This window comes from Nocardiopsis baichengensis YIM 90130 (genome assembly GCF_000341205.1).
Classification (GTDB): Bacteria; Actinomycetota; Actinomycetes; order Streptosporangiales; family Streptosporangiaceae; genus Nocardiopsis_A; species Nocardiopsis_A halophila.
This window is the reverse complement of record NZ_ANAS01000011.1, coordinates 39998-57028: the sequence shown is the minus strand read 5'-3', so window position 1 is coordinate 57028 and position 17031 is coordinate 39998. Positions and strand designations below refer to the sequence as shown.

The 17031-nt window shown below is 73.6% G+C and carries 17 protein-coding genes and 3 tRNA genes; 7 read left to right on the top strand and 13 right to left on the bottom strand.

From position 1 onward, the window contains the following. Window positions 1–80: 80 nt before the first annotated feature. Window positions 81–857: a lysophospholipid acyltransferase family protein gene (locus tag C892_RS0110765; RefSeq protein WP_017557188.1), complete on the bottom strand. Its 777-nt coding sequence runs from the start codon at window positions 855–857 to the stop codon at window positions 81–83. Between the two features lie 253 nt (window positions 858–1110). Here C892_RS0110765 and cofC point away from each other — a divergent pair, with 253 nt between their 5' ends. Further along, window positions 1111–1746 (top strand): 2-phospho-L-lactate guanylyltransferase, encoded by a 636-nt coding sequence (gene cofC / locus C892_RS0110760; protein WP_017557187.1) that lies wholly within the window; start codon window positions 1111–1113, stop codon window positions 1744–1746. A gap of 97 nt (window positions 1747–1843) precedes the next feature. On the opposite strand, the gene C892_RS0110755 is transcribed toward cofC, so the two are convergent. From C892_RS0110755 to leuC, 4 genes are all read right to left on the bottom strand, one after another. Next, a complete protein-coding gene (locus C892_RS0110755; protein ID WP_017537129.1) occupies window positions 1844–2125 on the bottom strand; it encodes an HU family DNA-binding protein in 282 nt (93 codons plus the stop codon). A 79-nt stretch (window positions 2126–2204) separates the two neighbouring features. Beyond that, window positions 2205–2498 carry an SCO5555 family protein gene (locus C892_RS32845; RefSeq protein ID WP_017557186.1) on the bottom strand — a complete coding sequence of 98 codons (294 nt, stop codon included), beginning with the start codon at window positions 2496–2498 and terminating at the stop codon, window positions 2205–2207. Continuing rightward, a complete protein-coding gene (gene leuD, locus C892_RS0110745; RefSeq protein WP_017557185.1) occupies window positions 2477–3067 on the bottom strand; it encodes a 3-isopropylmalate dehydratase small subunit in 591 nt (196 codons plus the stop codon). Before leuD ends, C892_RS32845 begins: the two co-directional genes overlap by 22 nt. A gap of 49 nt (window positions 3068–3116) precedes the next feature. Beyond that, window positions 3117–4514, bottom strand: coding sequence for a 3-isopropylmalate dehydratase large subunit (gene leuC, locus C892_RS0110740; protein ID WP_017557184.1), 1398 nt, complete (start codon window positions 4512–4514; stop codon window positions 3117–3119). Between the two features lie 192 nt (window positions 4515–4706). On the opposite strand from leuC, the gene C892_RS0110735 reads away from it, so the two are divergent. Both C892_RS0110735 and C892_RS0110730 read left to right on the top strand, forming a co-directional pair. Next, window positions 4707–5390: an IclR family transcriptional regulator gene (locus C892_RS0110735; RefSeq protein WP_017537133.1), complete on the top strand. Its 684-nt coding sequence runs from the start codon at window positions 4707–4709 to the stop codon at window positions 5388–5390. Between the two features lie 105 nt (window positions 5391–5495). Next, window positions 5496–6062, top strand: a complete 567-nt coding sequence (locus C892_RS0110730; protein WP_017557183.1) for a Uma2 family endonuclease — start codon at window positions 5496–5498, stop codon at window positions 6060–6062. Between the two features lie 6 nt (window positions 6063–6068). On the opposite strand, the gene C892_RS0110725 is transcribed toward C892_RS0110730, so the two are convergent. Continuing rightward, window positions 6069–7232, bottom strand: coding sequence for a PQQ-dependent sugar dehydrogenase (locus C892_RS0110725; RefSeq protein WP_017557182.1), 1164 nt, complete (start codon window positions 7230–7232; stop codon window positions 6069–6071). Window positions 7233–7314: 82 nt separating this feature from the next. Between C892_RS0110725 and C892_RS0110720 the strand changes: the two genes are divergently transcribed. The 4 genes from C892_RS0110720 (at window position 7315) to C892_RS0110705 (ending at window position 11840) form a co-directional block, all read left to right on the top strand. Then, window positions 7315–9093, top strand: coding sequence for an SDR family oxidoreductase (locus C892_RS0110720; protein ID WP_239647344.1), 1779 nt, complete (start codon window positions 7315–7317; stop codon window positions 9091–9093). A gap of 22 nt (window positions 9094–9115) precedes the next feature. Then, complete coding sequence (locus tag C892_RS0110715) at window positions 9116–10042, top strand: metal-dependent hydrolase (RefSeq protein WP_017557180.1); 927 nt, start codon at window positions 9116–9118, stop codon at window positions 10040–10042. Beyond that, complete coding sequence (locus C892_RS0110710; protein WP_017557179.1) at window positions 10039–11157, top strand: PDR/VanB family oxidoreductase; 1119 nt, start codon at window positions 10039–10041, stop codon at window positions 11155–11157. The genes C892_RS0110715 and C892_RS0110710 overlap by 4 nt, the downstream gene beginning before the upstream one ends. Window positions 11158–11228: 71 nt before the next feature. Further along, window positions 11229–11840, top strand: a complete 612-nt coding sequence (locus tag C892_RS0110705; protein ID WP_017557178.1) for a TetR/AcrR family transcriptional regulator — start codon at window positions 11229–11231, stop codon at window positions 11838–11840. A gap of 28 nt (window positions 11841–11868) precedes the next feature. Here C892_RS0110705 and C892_RS0110700 read toward each other — a convergent pair whose 3' ends face one another. The 7 genes from C892_RS0110700 to C892_RS0110670 all read right to left on the bottom strand — a co-directional run bounded on the left by C892_RS0110700 (window position 11869) and on the right by C892_RS0110670 (window position 17029). After that, window positions 11869–12318 (bottom strand): carboxymuconolactone decarboxylase family protein, encoded by a 450-nt coding sequence (locus C892_RS0110700; protein ID WP_017537140.1) that lies wholly within the window; start codon window positions 12316–12318, stop codon window positions 11869–11871. A 179-nt stretch (window positions 12319–12497) separates the two neighbouring features. Then, window positions 12498–12573, bottom strand: a tRNA-Glu gene (locus C892_RS0110695). A 97-nt stretch (window positions 12574–12670) separates the two neighbouring features. Then, window positions 12671–12743 (bottom strand) — tRNA-Glu (locus C892_RS0110690). Between the two features lie 47 nt (window positions 12744–12790). Next, window positions 12791–12865 (bottom strand) — tRNA-Gln (locus tag C892_RS0110685). 153 nt (window positions 12866–13018) lie between these two features. Next, on the bottom strand, window positions 13019–14485 hold the full coding sequence (gene gltX / locus C892_RS0110680; protein WP_083934356.1) for a glutamate--tRNA ligase: 1467 nt from the start codon (window positions 14483–14485) through the stop codon (window positions 13019–13021). Between the two features lie 97 nt (window positions 14486–14582). Next, window positions 14583–15920, bottom strand: a complete 1338-nt coding sequence (locus C892_RS0110675; RefSeq protein WP_051060519.1) for an ABC transporter substrate-binding protein — start codon at window positions 15918–15920, stop codon at window positions 14583–14585. Continuing rightward, window positions 15917–17029, bottom strand: coding sequence for a branched-chain amino acid ABC transporter permease (locus C892_RS0110670; RefSeq protein WP_017557175.1), 1113 nt, complete (start codon window positions 17027–17029; stop codon window positions 15917–15919). The genes C892_RS0110675 and C892_RS0110670 overlap by 4 nt, the downstream gene beginning before the upstream one ends. Window positions 17030–17031: the final 2 nt, after the last annotated feature.

Here is a 17031-nt window from a genome sequence, read left to right as displayed (position 1 = left end):
CAGCATCGTGCAGACTCGTGCGGCATCGTGCGAAGGGCGCCCCGGTCCTCCGGGGCGCCCCGAGCGGGCGGGCCTACGGGTCAGGCGCCCTCGCCCGTGCCCTCTGCGGTCCCTTCCTCGGCCCCCTCCTGCAGGGTCGCCCGCCGTGCCTGCTTGGGGTCGTAGGGCACGGCCGGGGGCTCCTCGCCGCGGATGCCGGCCTGGAGGTCGGTGATGGCGCGCATGATGTCGGTGGTGGCCTCCTTGAGCAGGGTCGCCGTCAGGGGCTTGCCCTCATAGGCCGACAGGTCGACCGGCGGGCCGGCCACCATCTGCACCTTCTTGCGCGGGAACGGGCGCAGCTTGGTGGTGCCGTAGGGCAGCAGGTGCTGTTCGCCCCAGTGCGCCAGCGGGACCACGGGGACGCCGGTGGACAGCGCCAGGCGCGCCACGCCCGTCTTGGCCACCATGGGCCACAGGTCGGGGTCGCGGGTGCAGGTGCCCTCCGGGTAGAAGATGACCGAGCTGCCGTCGCGCACCAGGGCGTTCTCGGCCTCCTGGAGCGCCTTGACGGCGTCGGTGCTGCCCCGCTTGACGGGGATCTGGCCGGTGCTCTTGGCCACCGAGCGCACCACGGGGATGCGCATCACGGCCTCCTTCATGGTGAAGGTGGGCCACCGGCGCCCGCCCACGTAGAGGAAGTGCGCGATGGTGAGCGGGTCGGACATCGACAGGTGGTTGGCGGCGATGATGACGCCGCCCTCGCGGGGGACGTTCTCCTGCCCGCGCCACTCGGGCCGGGTCACCGCCCGCAGGATCGGGCGCACGATGGAGGCCACGACGACCTTCACCCACCGCGACTCGCGTTGCTGGGCCACTGCTTCCTCCGGATTCGCCCCTGGTCATCGGCGCGCGCCGCACGGCCCCAGGGGGGAGAACGGGCCGCGCGCGGTCGATCCAGTCTAGGAGGCCCGACGATCCGCCCATGTCACGGGCGCCCGTCGGCGAACGTCCGGCGCCGGGGGCGAGTCGGGCGTCCGCGGACGGACCGCGTCCTGTTTACCCTTTTTCTGAGTCCGTCCCGGGTCGCGCCGTTCCGGGGTCCCATCGAGCCGAGGGGGAAGTGCGCCGGTGACGCTGCTGTGGTCGGTGCTGGTCCCGGTCAAGGCCCTGGAGGACGCGAAGACGCGCCTGGCAGGGCCGGACGACGCCGCCGCGCGCGCGGAGCTGGCGCTGGCCTTCGCCTGCGACACGGTAATGGCCGCGGCGGCCTGCTCCCGCGTCGGACGGGTGTTCGCGGTGACCGACGACACCCGCGCGCACGAAGCGCTGGGAGCCCTGGGCGCGCACATCGTCGACGGAGAGCCCGGCGGCGGCCTGAACCCCGCTCTGGGCCACGGGGCCGAACGGGCCCGCGGCGCGCTGCCCGAAGCCGGGGTGTGCGCCCTCTCGGCCGACCTGCCCGCCCTGCGCCCCGACGAGCTGGACCGGGTGCTCGCCGACGCCGGGCTGCACGCGCGGTCCTTCGCCGCCGACGCCCAGGGTGTGGGCACCACGCTGTACGCCGCCGCGCCGGGATCGGTGTTCCTTCCGGCGTTCGAGGGGCGGTCCCGTCTCCGGCACCGTTCGCTGGGGACGGTGGAGATCCTCCGCACGGACGTGCCGGGGCTGCGGCGGGACGTGGACACCCGCGAGGACCTGGCCCAGGCGCGCGCGCTGGGCGTGGGGCCGCACACGGCCAAGGTGCTGGGGCGGCTGGGCCTGTGATGGCGGGCCGCGCCAAGCCCGCCGAGACCGCTCGGGGTGCGCACACGACGGCGCCGCCCGGCCCCGTAGGACCGGGCGGCGCCGCACCGCCCAGGGGTTACTTCTTCTTGCCGTTGACCAGGTCCTTGAAGTCGGCCCCGGCCCGGAACTTCGGGACGAAGCTGGCGGGGACGTTGATGGTCTCCCCGGTGGCGGGGTTGCGGGCGGTCCGGGCGGCGCGCTCGGCCTTCTCGAACACGCCGAATCCGGTGATGGCCACCTTGTCGCCTTCGGCGACGGTCTTCTGGATGGTCTCCAACACGGCGTTCACGGCCTCGGTTGCGGTCTTCTTGTCCCCCAACCGGTCGGAGATCGCGTCGATCAGGTCACGCTTGTTCATTGGTTCCTCCGGTTCCCCCTTGCTCGCACGAAATTAGGGGACCGGAGGGCCCCGGCACAAACACAAACACCGAAAGTTCTCAGCGTGTCGGGGGGTCGTCCACCTGCGAAGAGATCTCCTCCAGCATCCGGTCGAGCCGCTCGGAACCACGCACGGGATCCCTTTTGACCGCTTCTGTGACCGTCAAAAGCCTACGAATAACCGGAATCCGGACACCCTCGGGGAGGGCCTCCGCGCGCCGGTGGGCCTCCCGCAGGCGCCGCGCCAAGTCCAGGTAAAATTCCGCGCCGGGCGGGGCGTCCGGGGCGCCGGAGCCCTCCTCCGACGCCCCCTCCGGACCCCCGCCGGGCCCTACTGCGCCACCGGAAGCCACGGCGACCGCCGCTCCTCGAACGTCCCGATGTCGTCGGTGTGGCGCAGGGTCAGGGCGATGTCGTCCAGCCCCTCCATCAGCCGCCAGCGCGTGTAGTCGTCGATCTCGAAGGGCTCGGCCACCCCGGGGGCGCGCACCTCGCGCTCGACCAGGTCCACGGTGATCGGGGTGGACGGGTCGGCCTCGACCATGTCCCACAGCCGCTCGATCACCTCCTGGGGCAGCACCACCGTGAGCAGCCCGCCCTTGAGCGAGTTGCCGCGGAAGATGTCGGCGAAGCGCGGGGACAGCACCGCCTTGAAGCCGTAGTCCTGCAGCGCCCAGACCGCGTGCTCCCGCGAGGACCCGGTGCCGAAGTCGGGGCCGGCGATGAGCACGTCCGCGCCGGAGAACTCCTCCTTGTTCAGGACGAACTCCGGGTCGGCGGCGCGCCAGGCGGCGAACAGGCCGTCCTCGAAGCCGGTACGGGCGACCCGCTTGAGGTAGACCGCCGGGATGATCTGGTCGGTGTCCACGTTGCCCGCGCGCAGGGGGGCGCCCCGGCCGGTGTGGACGGTGAACTTCTCCATGCTCTGAGCCTTTCGGGTTCCGTCGTCTCCGTCGTCGTCGGGGCGGCGGCTACAGGTCGGCGGGCGAGGACAGGGTGCCGCGCACGGCGGTGGCGGCGGCCACCAGCGGCGAGACCAGGTGGGTGCGGCCGCCCTTGCCCTGGCGCCCCTCGAAGTTGCGGTTCGAGGTGGAGGCGCTGCGCTCCCCCGGCTTGAGCTGGTCGGGGTTCATCCCCAGGCACATGGAGCAGCCCGCCTCGCGCCACTCGGCCCCGGCCTCGGTGAACACCTCGCCCAGACCCTCGGCGTTGGCCTGCTCCTTGACCCGCATGGATCCGGGGACCACCAGCATCCGCACCCCGTCGGCGACCTTGCGGCCCCGGATGACCTCGGCGGCGGCGCGCAGGTCCTCGATCCGCCCGTTGGTGCACGACCCCAGGAAGACCGTGTCCACGGCGATGTCGCGCATCCGGGTGCCGGCCTCCAGGTCCATGTAGGCCAGGGCCTTCTCCGCGGCGGCGCGCGCGCTGGGGTCCTCGAAGTCGGACGGCGCGGGGACCGCGGCGTCCAGCGACACTCCCTGGCCGGGGTTGGTGCCCCAGGTGACGAACGGCCCGATGTCCTCGGCGCGCAGCACCACCTCGTGGTCGAACTCGGCCTCGTCGTCGGTGCGCAGGCTCTTCCAGTGCGCGACGGCGGCGTCCCACTGCTCACCCTGCGGGGCGTGCGGGCGGCCCTGGATGTAGTCGAAGGTGGTCTCGTCGGGGGCGATCATCCCCGCGCGCGCTCCGGCCTCGATCGACATGTTGCACACGGTCATCCGGGCCTCCATCGACAGCGACCGGATGGCCGAGCCGCGGTACTCGATGACGTGGCCCTGCCCGCCGCCGGTGCCGATCTCGGCGATCACCGCCAGGATGATGTCCTTGGCGGTCACCCCCGGCCTGAGCTCGCCCTCCACCGTGACGGCCATGGTCTTGAACGGCGTCATCGGCAGCGTCTGGGTGGCGAGCACGTGCTCGACCTGGCTGGTGCCGATGCCGAAGGCCAGGGCGCCGAAGGCGCCGTGGGTGCTGGTGTGGCTGTCGCCGCAGACGATGGTCATCCCCGGCTGGGTCAGGCCCATCTGCGGTCCCACCACGTGGACGATGCCCTGGTCGATGTCGCCCATCGGGAACAGCCGCACACCGAACTCCGAGGCGTTCTTGCGCAGCGTCTCGATCTGGGTGCGCGAGACCTTGTCGGCGATGGGTCCGAGGACGTTCTCGGTGGGGACGTTGTGGTCCTCGGTGGCCACGGTCAGGTCGGGGCGGCGCACGCCCCGGCCGGCCAGGCGCAGGCCCTCGAAGGCCTGCGGGCTGGTCACCTCGTGCACCAGGTGGAGGTCGATGTAGAGCAGGTCGGGTTCGCCCTCGGCACGCCGGACGACGTGCTCCTCCCAGACCTTCTCGGCCATCGTGCGAGCCATGTGCGACGCCTCCTCGCGTCTCGGCGGTGCGGGTCAACGGTTCCACGGGCCCGACACCCGCCGCCCCGCGGGCCGGCCGCGACGCGGACACGCGTCGGCCCGAGTGGATTTGCATTCCACATATCGAGACGGCAATATCAAGCCATGGACAACTCTAGCCCATCGAGCGGCGTCGGCGTCCTGGACAAGACGATGTCGGTCCTCGACGCCCTGGAATCGGGGCCGGCCTCGCTGGCCCAGCTCGTGCGCATCACCGGCCTGGCCCGGCCCACGGCCCACCGGCTGGCGGTGGCCCTGGAGCGGCACCGGATGGTGACCCGCGACAGCCAGGGCCGGTTCGTGCTCGGTCCGCGCCTGGGCGAGCTGTCCATCGCCACCGGTGAGGACCGGCTGCTCGCGGTCTCCACGCCGGTGCTGTCCCAGCTGCGCGACCTCACCGGGGAGAGCGCCCAGCTCTACCGGCGCCAGGGCGACGTGCGGGTGTGCGTGGCCGCCGCCGAGCGCGCCAGCGGCCTGCGCGACACGGTGCCGGTCGGCAGCGAGCTGCCGATGAACGCCGGGTCGGCCGCCCAGGTCCTGCTGGCCTGGGAGGACGCCGACCGCATCCGCCGCAGCCTGCGCGGGGCGCACTTCACCGCGCAGAGCCTGACCCAGGTGCGCCGCAGGCGGTGGGCCCAGAGCGTGGGCGAGCGCGAGCAGGGCGTGGCATCGGTGTCGGCCCCGATCCACGGCCCCGGGGGCCGGGTGATCGCCGCGGTGTCGGTCTCCGGCCCGATCGAGCGCCTGACGCGCTCCCCCGGCCGCCTGCACGCCCCGGCGGTGACGGCGGCCGCCGAGAAGATCACCGAGGCGCTGCACCACACCGAGGGGGTATGAGGGGCGGGCCGCACGGCGTTCCCTGGGATTCGGTGAATCACCCGACTAACCTGGAATTCGACTGTTAGCGTCACGACCGACGGTTCGACATAGGAGGTCAGGCCGATGGCCGCACCACTCCCTGAGCTGCCGTTCCAGGGGGCGTCGTTTGACCTCGAAGAGGTGGCCGACACCTTCACCCCGCCCGAGGGCTTCCGGGTCGAGATCATCGAAGGGAAACTGGTCGTGTCGCCTACCCCCCTGGGCCCCCACCTCAAGATCACCAGTTTCCTCCAGGCGAAGCTCACCGGGCTCGCCCCCGGGTACCTTCCGGTTCAGCACGCGACGGTCACCATCGGTCCGACCGGCGAGCGCTACATTCCCGACCTCGTCCTTCTCCCTGAGCCGATGCTCGACGAGAAGCGCTGGAAGTTCCCCTCCTACGAGCCCGCCCTGACCGTGGAGGTCACGTCCCCGAGCAACGCGGACACCGACCGGGTGAAGAAGGTGCGCGGCTATGCGCTCGGAGAGGCTCCCGCGTACCTGCTCATCGACACCGACGATGACCGCTGGACCCTCTTCGAGCAGCCGCAGGCAGGCGTCTACCGCAAACAGACCCGGCCGACGCCGGAGGGGATCCTCCCCCTTCCCCCGCCCTTCACCGGGCCCCTCGACTGCTCCGGGCTCAGCTGAGCGCCCTCACCCCTCCAGGGGGATCCGCAGGATGCGGTCGTCCTGTGGGCCCGGATCGCCTCGGCCGTCGCGGTTGCTCGTGGCCGCCCAGACCGCCTCCCCGCCGGGCTCGGTGACCACGTCGCGGATGCGTCCGTACTCGCCGACGAACAGCGCCTCCGGCTCCTCCACGGGGTCCTGCGGGTCCCCGGTCAGGGGCAGCCGCCACAGCCGTTCGCCGCGCAGGGCGGCCGCCCACAGCGAGCCGCCCGCCACGGCGGCGCCGCTCGGGGAGGCCTCGGCCGGCCGCCAGGTGACCAGCGGGTCGACGCGGTCCTCCCCGCCGCCCTCGCCCTCGACCTCGGGCCAGCCGTGGTCGCCGCCGGGCCGTACGGCGTTGATCTCGTCCCAGGTGTCCTGGCCGAACTCGGTGGCCAGAAGCGTCTCGCCGTGCCAGGCCAGCCCCTGCACGTTGCGGTGGCCGTAGCTGTAGACCAGGTTGTCGAAGGGGTTGCCCGGCGCGGGGTCGCCCTCGGGGGTCATCCGCAGGATCTTCCCGCCGAGGGAGCCGGTGTCCTGGGACCGGCCCTCCTGCCCCGCGTCCCCCGTGCCCGCGTACAGCATCCCGTCCGGGCCGAACTCGATCCGGCCCCCGTTGTGGAAGCCGGAGGCCGGGATGCCGTCGGCGACCACCTCCTGCTCGCCGAGGCCCTCCCCCGGCGCGTAGTCCATGCGCACGATCCGGTTCTCGTCCTCGGCGGTGTAGTAGGCGTACAGGTCCCCGCCGGATTCCCCGGCATCCGGCGACACGGCCAGGCCCAGCAGCCCGCCCTCGCCTCCGGGCGCCACCCCCTCCACGGTGCCGACCTCTTCGGCCTCCCGCCCGGTGCCGCCGTCGCCGCTTCCCGGCGGCAGGCGCAGCAGGCGCGCCGAGTCGCGCTCGGACACCAGCGCCGAACCGTCCGGCCAGAACACCACCGACCAGGGCACCTCCAGGCCGCCGACGACGGTCTCCGGCTCGCCGGGCGGGACCGTCCGCCCGGCCGTGGCCGACGCGTCCGCCGACGGTTCGGATCCGGTGCCGTACCGGTCCCCGCCGGGCTCCCCCGCCCCACCGTCCGCGCAGGCCGGCGCCGCGGCGAGGAGGAGGGCCGCGGCGGCCCACCGCCGCGGCCGCGCTCGCGATCGCATGCCCCCTTCCTGCCCGGCGGGCGCGGCGGGAAATCCCGGTCCCCCCCTGGCCTCTTATTGACACCTTGTTTAACATGACGCCATGTCTCGCACTGATGTGACCGGCACCACCGCAACGGCGTTCCGGGTCCCCACCGCGGACGGGCTCGCGCTCGCGGCGCGCGCCTACGGCGACCCCGCCGCACCCACCGTGCTGTGCGTCCACGGCTACCCCGACGACTCCTCGGTCTGGGACGGCGTCGTGGCCCGCCTGGCCGCGGACCACCACGTCGTCGTCTACGACGTCCGCGGGGCCGGCGCCTCGCCCGCCCCGCGCGAGCGCTCCGGCTACGCCCTGGACCGGCTCGCCGACGACACGGCCCGGGTCGCCCGGGCCGCCGGCGGCGGCCGCCCCGTGCACCTGCTGGCCCACGACTGGGGCTCCCTCGCCGCCTGGCACACCGTCACCGACGAGCGCCACGCCCCCTTGTTCGCCTCCTACACCTCCGTCTCCGGCCCGTGCCTGGACCACGCGGCGCACTGGATGCGCTCCCGGCTGCGCCCCAGCCCGCGCGCGCTTGCGGACCTGGCCGACGAGGCGCTGCGCTCGTCCTACATCGGCTTCTTCCACCTGCCCTGGGTTCCCGAGCTGGCCTGGCTCAGCGGCGTCGGGGGCGCGGCCCTGCGCGCGCTGGAGCGCTTCGGCCCGTCCGACGGTCGGCCGCCCCGGGACCGCAGGCTGCTGCGCAACCACCTGAACGGCCTGGAGCTGTACCGGGTGAACATGCGCGACCGGCTCCTGCGCCCCCGGCGGCGGCACACCGGCGTGCCGGTCCAGGTCCTCGCCCCCACCCACGAACTGTTCATGGCCGAGAGCCTGGTCCTGTCCGCAGGCGAGTGGGCCGAGGACTTCCGGTTCCACCGGGTGGCCGGCGGGCACTGGATCCCCCGCACGCGCCCCGGGGTCGTGGCCGGGCGCGTGCGCGAGCTGGTCAGGGGCGTGGAGGAGGGCACGGTGCCCGAGCCCGGGGACCGGTCCGCGGCACGTCCGCTCGGCGGGCAGCTGGCCGTGGTCACCGGCGCCGGCAGCGGCATCGGCCGCGCCACCGCGCTGGAGCTGGCCCGCCGCGGGGCCCACGTGGTCTGCGCCGACATCGACGCCGCCACCGCCGAGCACACCGCCGAGCTGGCCTCGCGCGAGGGGCCGCGCGCCACCGCCCACCGCGTCGACGTGGCCGACGGCGATGCGGTCGCCGCCTTCGCCAAGCGCGTGCGCGCCGAGCACGGGGTCCCCGACACCGTGGTCAACAACGCCGGGATCGGCGTCGGAGGCCCCTTCCTGGAGACCGCCGACGACGACTGGCGCCGCGCCATCGACGTCAACCTGTGGGGCGTGATCAACGGCTGCCGCGCCTTCGCCCCGATGATGGTCGAGGAGGGCGTGGGCGGGCGCATCCTCAACACCGCCTCCGCCGCCGCCTACCTTCCCTCGCGCGCCTACCCGGCCTACGCCTCCACCAAGGCCGCCGTGCTCATGCTCAGCCGCTGCCTGCGGGGCGAACTGGCCGGGCACGGCATCCGGGTGACCGCCGTGTGCCCCGGGCTGGTCAACACCGGCATCATCTCGGCCACCCGCTTCTCCGGTGAGAGGGCCGGCGCAGGCGACGGGCCCGACACCGGCTCATCGACGCGCGACCGGCTCAACCGCCTGTACCGCCGACGCGGGTTCACCCCCGAGCGCGCGGCGCGCGAGATCGCCGACGCCCTCCAGCGCGGCCCCGAACTGCTCCCCGTCACCGCCGAGGCCCGCGCCGGGCTGGCGCTGTCACGGGTCTCCCCGGCCGCCCTGCGGGCCGCCGCGCGCCTGTCACCGCTCTCCTGACCCCCATGCGCTGAGGACCGCAATGACCTCCGACACCGGACGCTCCCCCGCTCCCGCCCTGCCCGAGGACGAGCCCGAGCACATCGTGCTGCACGCGCGCGACGTCCACTTCGACTGGTCCCGCCTGGACCTGCACTGGATCCCGGGCGACCCGTTCGCCACTCACGTCATCAACGTCCTGCACCTCCTGCTGCCCGAGGGCGAACGGTGGTTCGTCGAGGTCTTCAAAGAGGCCCTGCCCTATATCCGCGACGACCGGCTGCGCGAGGACGTGCTCGGCTTCATCGGCCAGGAGGCCGTGCACGCCGAGGCCCACGCCGGGGTCCTGGACCACATGGACGCCCACGGACTGGGTCCGGGCCCCTATGTCTCGCAGATCGCCTGGATGTTCCGGCGGCTGCTGGGCGACCGCGGCCTGACCGGTGCCCGGGCCGAGTCCTGGCTGATGACCCGGCTGGCCCTGGTCTCCGGGATCGAGCACATGACCGCCGTGCTGGGGCAGTGGGTGCTGGACGCCGAGGCCCTGGACCGGTCCGGGGCCGACCCGGTCATGCTGGACCTGCTGCGCTGGCACGGCGCCGAAGAGGTCGAGCACCGATCGGTCGCCTTCGACCTGTTCATGCACGTGGACGGGGACTACCGGCGCCGCGCGCTGGCGATGGTCGTCTCCACCGCCGCCCTGACCGCCCTGTGGGTGCGCGGGGTGCGCTTCCTGATGGCCAACGACCCGGTGACCAAAGGACGCCTGAAGCCGCGGTGGCGGGACATCCTGCGCAGCGGGCGCCAGGGCGTCACGCCGAACCTGTGGCGCCTGGCCAGGTCCGTCCCCGAGTACTTCAAGCCGCGCTTCCATCCCTCGCAGGTCGGTTCGACCGCCAAGGCCGTGTCCTACCTGGCGGTCTCCCCGGCCGCGCGGGCGGCCGAGCGGCAGGGGACGGAGGACGCGTGAAGCACGGCGACCGGAGGTACGCGGACCCGCCCTTCCCCCGCGACCTGCACGGCCGGGACCGCCCCGACCCCTTCTTCCGCGCCCTGGACCGGCTCGCCGACGGCCTGCAGCCCCTGCTGTCGGCCCTCGGCGGCGCCAAGCACCCCGCCGGCGCCGAGCACTCCGACGGCGCCGGGGCTCTGGGCGGCGGGGCGGTGCCCATGCGGGTCGCGGCGGTCGGCAGGCCCGCCGAGGAGGTGACCGCCCTGCGCCTGGAGCCCCTGGACGGCCGCCCGGTGCGGCCCTGGCAGCCCGGATGGCACCTGGACCTGGTGCTGCCCTCGGGGACGGTCCGGCAGTACTCCCTGTGCGGGGACCCGGCCGACCCCGCGGGCTACCGCATCGCCGTGCGGCGCATCCCCGGCGGCGCCGGCTCCGGCGAGGTGCACGCGCTGGAGCCGGGGGCCCAGGTGGCGGTGCGCGGCCCCCGCAACGCCTTCCCGTTCGCCCGCGCCGAGCGCTACGTGTTCATCGCGGGCGGGATCGGCATCACCCCGATCCTGCCGATGGCCAAGGCCGCGGCGCGGCGGGGAGCGCCCTACCGCCTGGTGGTGGCCGGGCGCTCCCGCGCCGCCCTGCCCTTCCTCGACGAGCTGCCCCGGGCCCCCTCGGGGTCCGTCGAGGTGCGCACCGACGACGCCGGCGGCGTCCCGGACGGCGCGGAGCTGCTGGGCGCCCCGCCGGCCGGCGCGTCGGTCTACTGCTGCGGTCCGCCCCCGCTGATCGAGGCGGTGCGCGCCGCGCTCCCGGACGCGCCGCCCCTGCCCTTCCACTGGGAGCGGTTCTCCCCGCCGCCGGTGCGCGGCGGCGCGCCCTTCGAGGTGGAGCTGGCGCGCAGCGGACGGGTGGTGGCCGTACCCGCCGACCGCACCGCCCTGGACGCCGTGCGGGCGGTGGTCCCCGGCGCCGCCTTCTCCTGCCGCCAGGGCTTCTGCGGGACCTGCCGGGTGCCCCTGCTGGAGGGCCGGGCCGACCACCGCGACCGGCCGACCGGCGGCGCCCCGGGCGACCGGGGGACGGTCGCGCTGTGCGTGTCCCGCGCCGCCGGCGGCGGGCGCCTGGTCATCGACCTGTGACCGGTGCCGGTACGGTCGGGACCATGGCCAGCAGCGAGCGCACGGGAGCCGGGGCGCGGCGCCCCCGGCGGATGGCTCCGCACCGGAGGCGCGAGGACCTGATCCGCACCGCCCTGGAGCTGTTCGCGCTCCGCTCCCCCGACCGGGTGACGCCCGAGGACGTGGCCGAGGCCGCGGACGTGTCGCGGGCCCTGGTCTACCGCTACTTCCCGAACATGGCCGAGCTGCGCGAGGCGGCGCTGCGCACCGCCGTGGACGAGCTGGCCCCGCGCCTGGCGCCCCCGCCCGACCTTCCGGTGACCGAGCAGCTGCGCACGGCGCTGCGGGCGTTCATCGCCTTCGCCGACGCCTACGCCCCGGCCTACACCGCGCTGCTGCGCGGCGGCTCGATCGTGGCCACCGAGAGCACCGAGTCGGTCATCGACGAGGTCCGCCGGCAGGTGCTGGACCTGCTGCTGGAGCGCTCGGGGGCGGGCGAGCCCGCCCCCCGCGAGCTGCTGGCCATGCGGTGCTGGATCTCGACGGTGGAGTCGGCGGTGCTGATCTGGCTCCAGGAGCGCCCGATGGGCGCCGAGGAGCTGGCCGACTGGCTGCTCGACCAGCTGCTGGCGATGACCGGCGCCGCCGGGGCCGGCGAGGTGGAGACCCGGGCCGCCGGGGCCCGGGTCGGCGACCGCCCCTGACCGGCGGGGCCCAGGGACGGGCCGCGGGTCAGGAGGACCGGCGCACCGGCGGGTGCAGGTGGGTGGTGACCCCGACCCGGTTGAGAAGGTTCATGTGCGCCGCGGCCAGGATCAGCGCGGCGGTCTCCCGCTCGGAGTAGTGCTCGGCCACGGCCGCGTAGGCCTCGTCGGAGACCCCGTGCTCGCCCAGGCGGGTGATCTGGTCGACCAGCTCCAGCGCCGCCCGCTCGGCGTCGGTGAAGTGGGCCGGGGCCTCGTGCCACACGGCGAGCAGGAAGAGCCGCTGCTGGGACTCCCCCTGGCTCAGGGCGTCCTGGGTGTGCTTGTCGACGCAGAACGCGCAGCCGTTCAGGTAGGACACGCGCAGCTTGACCAGCTCGCTCAGGGTGTCGCCGAGGACCTTCTGGAGCTCGGGGCCGGCCTCCAGGATCTTGCCGTAGATCTCGGGGATCTGGTCGCGGACGGTGACGCGCTTCATGGGGCGCCTGCCTTTCGTCGTCGATCGCTCGATCACGGTTCGTCGACGGCTAGGACACGGCGGTACCGAGGCCCGTGACACCACGGGAGGGTGATCCGCGCCACCTTCGCCTGAAGCACCTCTGAGTAGCACCTCTGACATGCGAAAAGCCCGGACTCGCGATGAGTCCGGGCCTCTCCTGGTACCCCCGAGCGGATTCGAACCGCCGTTACCGCCTTGAGAGGGCGGCGTCCTAGGCCACTAGACGACGGGGGCCTAACGGGCCTCATCCTACCGGACCCGTGAGTCCGGCCCGACCTGCCCTGCGCCAGTAAAAAGGCTCCCATACGAATGGGAGCCTCTCCCTGTTGCGTACCCCCGAGCGGATTCGAACCGCCGTTACCGCCTTGAGAGGGCGGCGTCCTAGGCCACTAGACGACGGGGGCCCAAGAGAACCGATGAGTCGGTCCCGCGACCTCCGCGAGGAGGCCGTTGGCTGGGGTACCAGGACTCGAACCTAGACTAACTGAACCAGAATCAGTCGTGCTGCCGATTACACCATACCCCAGTGCTTTTCCCCGGGGGGCTTCCCTTTCGGGCCTGTCCCCCGCGGCGACGTGCTTAACTTTAGCGGACTTCGGGAGTACTCGCGAACCGGAATCCGGGGGCGGCCGGTGTGCGCCCGGCCACCCCGGTCCTTCGGTGCGCCTCCGCCCGGCGTCTACTGGGCGGGGGCGTCGGCGTCGGCCTGCTCCTGCGCCTGCTGGGCACGCAGGCGCTCCAGCGCGGCCTCCAGGCGCGCGCGCACCCGCTCGCGCCCCAGCAGCTCCAGGGACTCGAACAGCGGCAGGCCGACCGTGCGCCCGGTCACCGCCACCCGCACCGGGGCCTGGGCCTTGCCCAGCTTCAGCCCCTGGGCCTGGCCGACCTCCTCCAGGGCGGTCTTGAGCGCCTCGGCCTCCCAGGCCTGCCCGGGATCGGAGAAGCGCTCCAGGGCGGCGGTGAGCATCTCCTCGCCCACGCCCGGCTTCATCGCCTTGTTCCAGGACTTCTCGTCGAAGACGGGCTCGTCGAGGAAGAGGAAGTCCACGTTGGGCACGATCTCACTGAGCACCGCCACGCGGCTCTGGGCCAGCGGCGCGATCGCGCGGAAGGCCTCCTCGTCGAAGCTCTCCTCCGGCCAGGGCGCCTTGTCGGGGGCCAGGTAGGGCCGGCAGCGCTCGACGAAGTCCTCCACGCTGAGCGCGCGGATGTACTCGCCGTTGAAGGCCCGCAGCTTCTTCTCGTCGAAGAACGCGCTGGAGCTGTTCACCTCGGAGATCTTGAACAGCGGCTGCATCCGGTCCCAGGGCATGATCTCCCGGTCCTCGCCCGGCGACCAGCCCAGCAGCATCAGGTAGTTGACCATCGCCTCGGGCAGGTAGCCCTCCTCCTGGTAGGACTCCAGGGCGACCTTGTCGCGGCGCTTGGACAGCTTCTGGCGCTTCTCGTTGACGATGACCGGCAGGTGCGCCCAGACCGGCGGCGTCTGCCCCAGCGCCTCCCACAGCAGCTGCTGCTTGGGGGTGTTGGACAGGTGCTCCTCGCCGCGGATCACCTCGTTGACGCCCATCTCGACGTCGTCCACCACGTTGGCCAGCACGAACAGCGGGGACCCGTCAGCGCGGGCGATGACGAAGTCCTCGATGTTGTCGTGCTCGAACTCCACGCGGCCGCGGATCTTGTCGTCGACGACGGTGGGCCCGCCCTCGGGCACCCGGAAGCGCAGCGCGCGCCCGGGCCCGGCCTCCAGGCCGCGGTCGCGGCAGAACCCGTCGTAGCCCAGGTGCGGGTTGCCCCGGCGCTCGGCGACCTGCTCGCGGGTGCAGTCGCAGTAGTAGGCCTTGGCCTCCTTGTGGAGGCGCTCGGCGGTCTCCCGGTGCTTGTCGGCGTAGTCCGACTGGAAGTAGGGCCCCTCGAAGTGGGGGTCGTCGGCCGAGATGCCGAGCCAGGACAGGGCGCTGGTGATGCCCTCGGTCCACTCGGGTTTGTTGCGGGCGGCGTCGGTGTCCTCGATGCGGAGCACGAACCGGCCCTCGGGCTGCTGCTGTGCCAGCGCCCAGTTGAACAGTGCGGAACGGGCGCCGCCGACGTGGAACATGCCGGTCGGGGACGGCGCGAAGCGAACGCGAATCGAAGTCTCACTCACCCGACCCAGCCTATCGGCGCTGGGAGCGGCCCCCGGGAGCGCCGACGGCCCGCGCCCCCGGAGGGGCGCGGGCCGGTGCCGGTGGCGGCGGTACGGGTCAGCCCTGGGACAGCGGGCCGATGTCCTCGGGCAGCGGGCGGTCGACCTCGACGTCCTCGACGTCGCCCTCGGCGTTGTCGGTCACCGCTGGGTCGCGGACCATCTCCAGGCCCTCACCGGCCTCGTAGCGGGTGATGAACCCGCCGGAGAAGCCCCCGCGGTCGTCCTCCGTGGAGGCGAAGGGAACCAGGCCCGGGCCGCTCCCCTCCTGCGACTCCAGCGCCTCGATCAGGGACGCGCGGGTGGGGTCCTCCCCCGCGGCCTCCAGCGCCTGGACGAACAGCACGGCCTGCACCATGCCGTAGACGGTGGTGTTGCTCATCGGGGCGTCCTCGCCGTACTCGTCGTAGACGCCGCGGAAGAACTCCACCCAGGGGTCGCCGTCGTCCATCTCGACCGGGGGCAGGTAGCCCAGGGTCAGCAGCCCGTCGAGGAAGTCGTCCGGGTCGCCCCCGGAGCCGGCCTGCTCGGCGAAGGAGGACAGCAGCCCGCGCAGGGTGACCGTGTCCCCGCCGATGCTGCTGGTGACGAACTGCGGCTCGTAGCCGATCCGCGCCGACTCCAGCAGCGCCAGGGCCACGTAGTTGGGGATGCAGGCGCAGACCACGACCTCGGCCCCCTCCTGCTCCAGGTTGGCGATCTGCGCGGACACGTCCTCGGCGCCGGACTCGTAGTGCTCCACGGCCACGGCCTGGTCCTGCAGGTACATGTCCAGGCCGCGCTGGGAGTCCACACCGACGTCGTCGTTCTGCATCAGGTAGCCGACGTCGGCGTCGCCGAACTCCTCGGAGATGTGCTCGCCGAGGATCTTCGACTCCTTGGTGTAGTCGACCTGGTAGCCGTAGGTCAGCGGGTACTTCTCCGGGTCGTTCCACATCAGCGCCCCAGAGGAGGGGAACAGGTCGGGAACGCCCTCGGTGTTGAGGAAGTCGACCACCTTGGAGTGGGTGGGGGTGCCCAGGCCGCCGACCATCGCGAAGATCTCGTCGTCGTGCACCAGCTCCCGGGTGACCTCGACCGTGCGGGTGGGGTCGTAGGCGTCGTCCTCGGCCAGGTACTCGATGCTGCGCCCCTGCACCCCGCCGTTGGCGTTGACGAAGTCGTACACGGCCTGGGCCCCGACCGAGATCTGGCTGTAGCCGGGGGCGGCCGGTCCGGTCAGCGGCATGTGGGCGCCGATGGTGACCGTGTCGTCGGTGACGCCGGTCGACACATCGAGGTCGGCCGCGGCCCCCTCGCCGGTCTGGCCCGCGCCGGTGCACCCGGCCGCGAGCAGTGCCAGGGCCAGGGACGCGGCGGCCAAGGGCCGGGCGGCACGGATGGGATCGGTTCTCATCGTGAATCTCCCGTCTTCAAGGGGGTGCTGCGGTGGCGGCCGAGGGCGGAGAGCGCGCCGTGCACGCCGCGCGGCCAAGCGAGGACGACGGTGATCAGGACCGCGCCGAAGAACACCACGGGCAGGTTGTTGCGCACGTCGGTGCTCAGGTCCAGGGCGTGGGCCAGCTCGGTGCCGGCGGCCTCCACGTAGACGATGGCCAGGGCCGCCCAGAAGGCGCCCCACAGGCTGCCCAGGCCGCCGAGCACGAGCGCGGCGAGCAGGACCAGCGACAGCGACAGCCCGTAGGTGGAGGGGGTGGCGGTGCCCAGCACGTAGGCCTGGCAGGCCCCGGCCAGGGAGCCGGCCCCGGCGCTGATGACGAAGGCGGTGACGCGCGCGCGGCCCACCGGGACGCCCGACAGGGACGCGGCGGCCGCGTCGTCGCGGAGGGCCCGCAGGTGGCGCCCGAGGCGTCCGGCGCTCGCGGTCGCCAGCACCACCAGGCCGATGAGGGCGACGGTCCACACCACGATCGCCCGCCACTGGGTGTCGTCGACCGCGCCGGCCAGGAAGGGCGGCGCGCCGATGGTGGCGAAGGCCAGGCCGTTGGCGCCGCCCAGCAGGTCGGGGAAGCGCAGGGCGATCGCGGGCAGGCCGACCGCCAGCATGAGCGTGGCCCCGGCCAGGTAGGGGCCGTGCAGCCGGGCGGTGGCCGCCCCGACCACCAGGCCGGCCAGGCAGCCGGCGGCGCACGCGGCGGCCATCCCGGCGGCCAGGGGCATCGCGGGGACGTTCACCACCAGCAGGGCCATGGCGTAGGAGCCGACGAACATGAAGGCTCCGTGGCCCAGGGAGACCTGGCCGCTGGTGCCGACCAGGAACTGGAGCCCGGCGACGGCCAGCAGGTGCAGGCCGACGTTGGCCACCCGCAGGTCGGTGACGGGGCCGGTGGCCGCGGTGAGCGCGGCGACGGCGGCCAGCGCCGCCACCGCCCACAGGCCGTGGCGCACCAGCGGGTGGCGCAGGGCGGCGCGCCGCCCTGGGCGGGGCGCGGTCGCCGCGGGCGCGGAGTCCGCGGCGGCGGGGTCGGCGTCGGAGGCCGGGGCGCGGTGGGTGGACGGGGCCATGG

What these genes read in the sequence shown, in the direction of transcription:
- C892_RS0110670 (WP_017557175.1), bottom strand. Translation starts at nt 17,029, where the DNA reads ATGGCCCCGTCCACCCACCGCGCCCCGGCCTCCGACGCCGACCCCGCC.
- C892_RS0110700 (WP_017537140.1), bottom strand. Translation starts at nt 12,318, where the DNA reads ATGAAGCGCGTCACCGTCCGCGACCAGATCCCCGAGATCTACGGCAAG.
- C892_RS0110730 (WP_017557183.1), top strand. Translation starts at nt 5,496, where the DNA reads ATGGCCGCACCACTCCCTGAGCTGCCGTTCCAGGGGGCGTCGTTTGAC.
- leuC (WP_017557184.1), bottom strand. Translation starts at nt 4,514, where the DNA reads ATGGCTCGCACGATGGCCGAGAAGGTCTGGGAGGAGCACGTCGTCCGG.
- C892_RS0110735 (WP_017537133.1), top strand. Translation starts at nt 4,707, where the DNA reads ATGTCGGTCCTCGACGCCCTGGAATCGGGGCCGGCCTCGCTGGCCCAG.
- C892_RS0110715 (WP_017557180.1), top strand. Translation starts at nt 9,116, where the DNA reads ATGACCTCCGACACCGGACGCTCCCCCGCTCCCGCCCTGCCCGAGGAC.
- leuD (WP_017557185.1), bottom strand. Translation starts at nt 3,067, where the DNA reads ATGGAGAAGTTCACCGTCCACACCGGCCGGGGCGCCCCCCTGCGCGCG.
- C892_RS0110755 (WP_017537129.1), bottom strand. Translation starts at nt 2,125, where the DNA reads ATGAACAAGCGTGACCTGATCGACGCGATCTCCGACCGGTTGGGGGAC.
- C892_RS0110705 (WP_017557178.1), top strand. Translation starts at nt 11,229, where the DNA reads ATGGCTCCGCACCGGAGGCGCGAGGACCTGATCCGCACCGCCCTGGAG.
- C892_RS0110675 (WP_051060519.1), bottom strand. Translation starts at nt 15,920, where the DNA reads ATGAGAACCGATCCCATCCGTGCCGCCCGGCCCTTGGCCGCCGCGTCC.
- C892_RS0110725 (WP_017557182.1), bottom strand. Translation starts at nt 7,232, where the DNA reads ATGCGATCGCGAGCGCGGCCGCGGCGGTGGGCCGCCGCGGCCCTCCTC.
- C892_RS0110720 (WP_239647344.1), top strand. Translation starts at nt 7,315, where the DNA reads ATGTCTCGCACTGATGTGACCGGCACCACCGCAACGGCGTTCCGGGTC.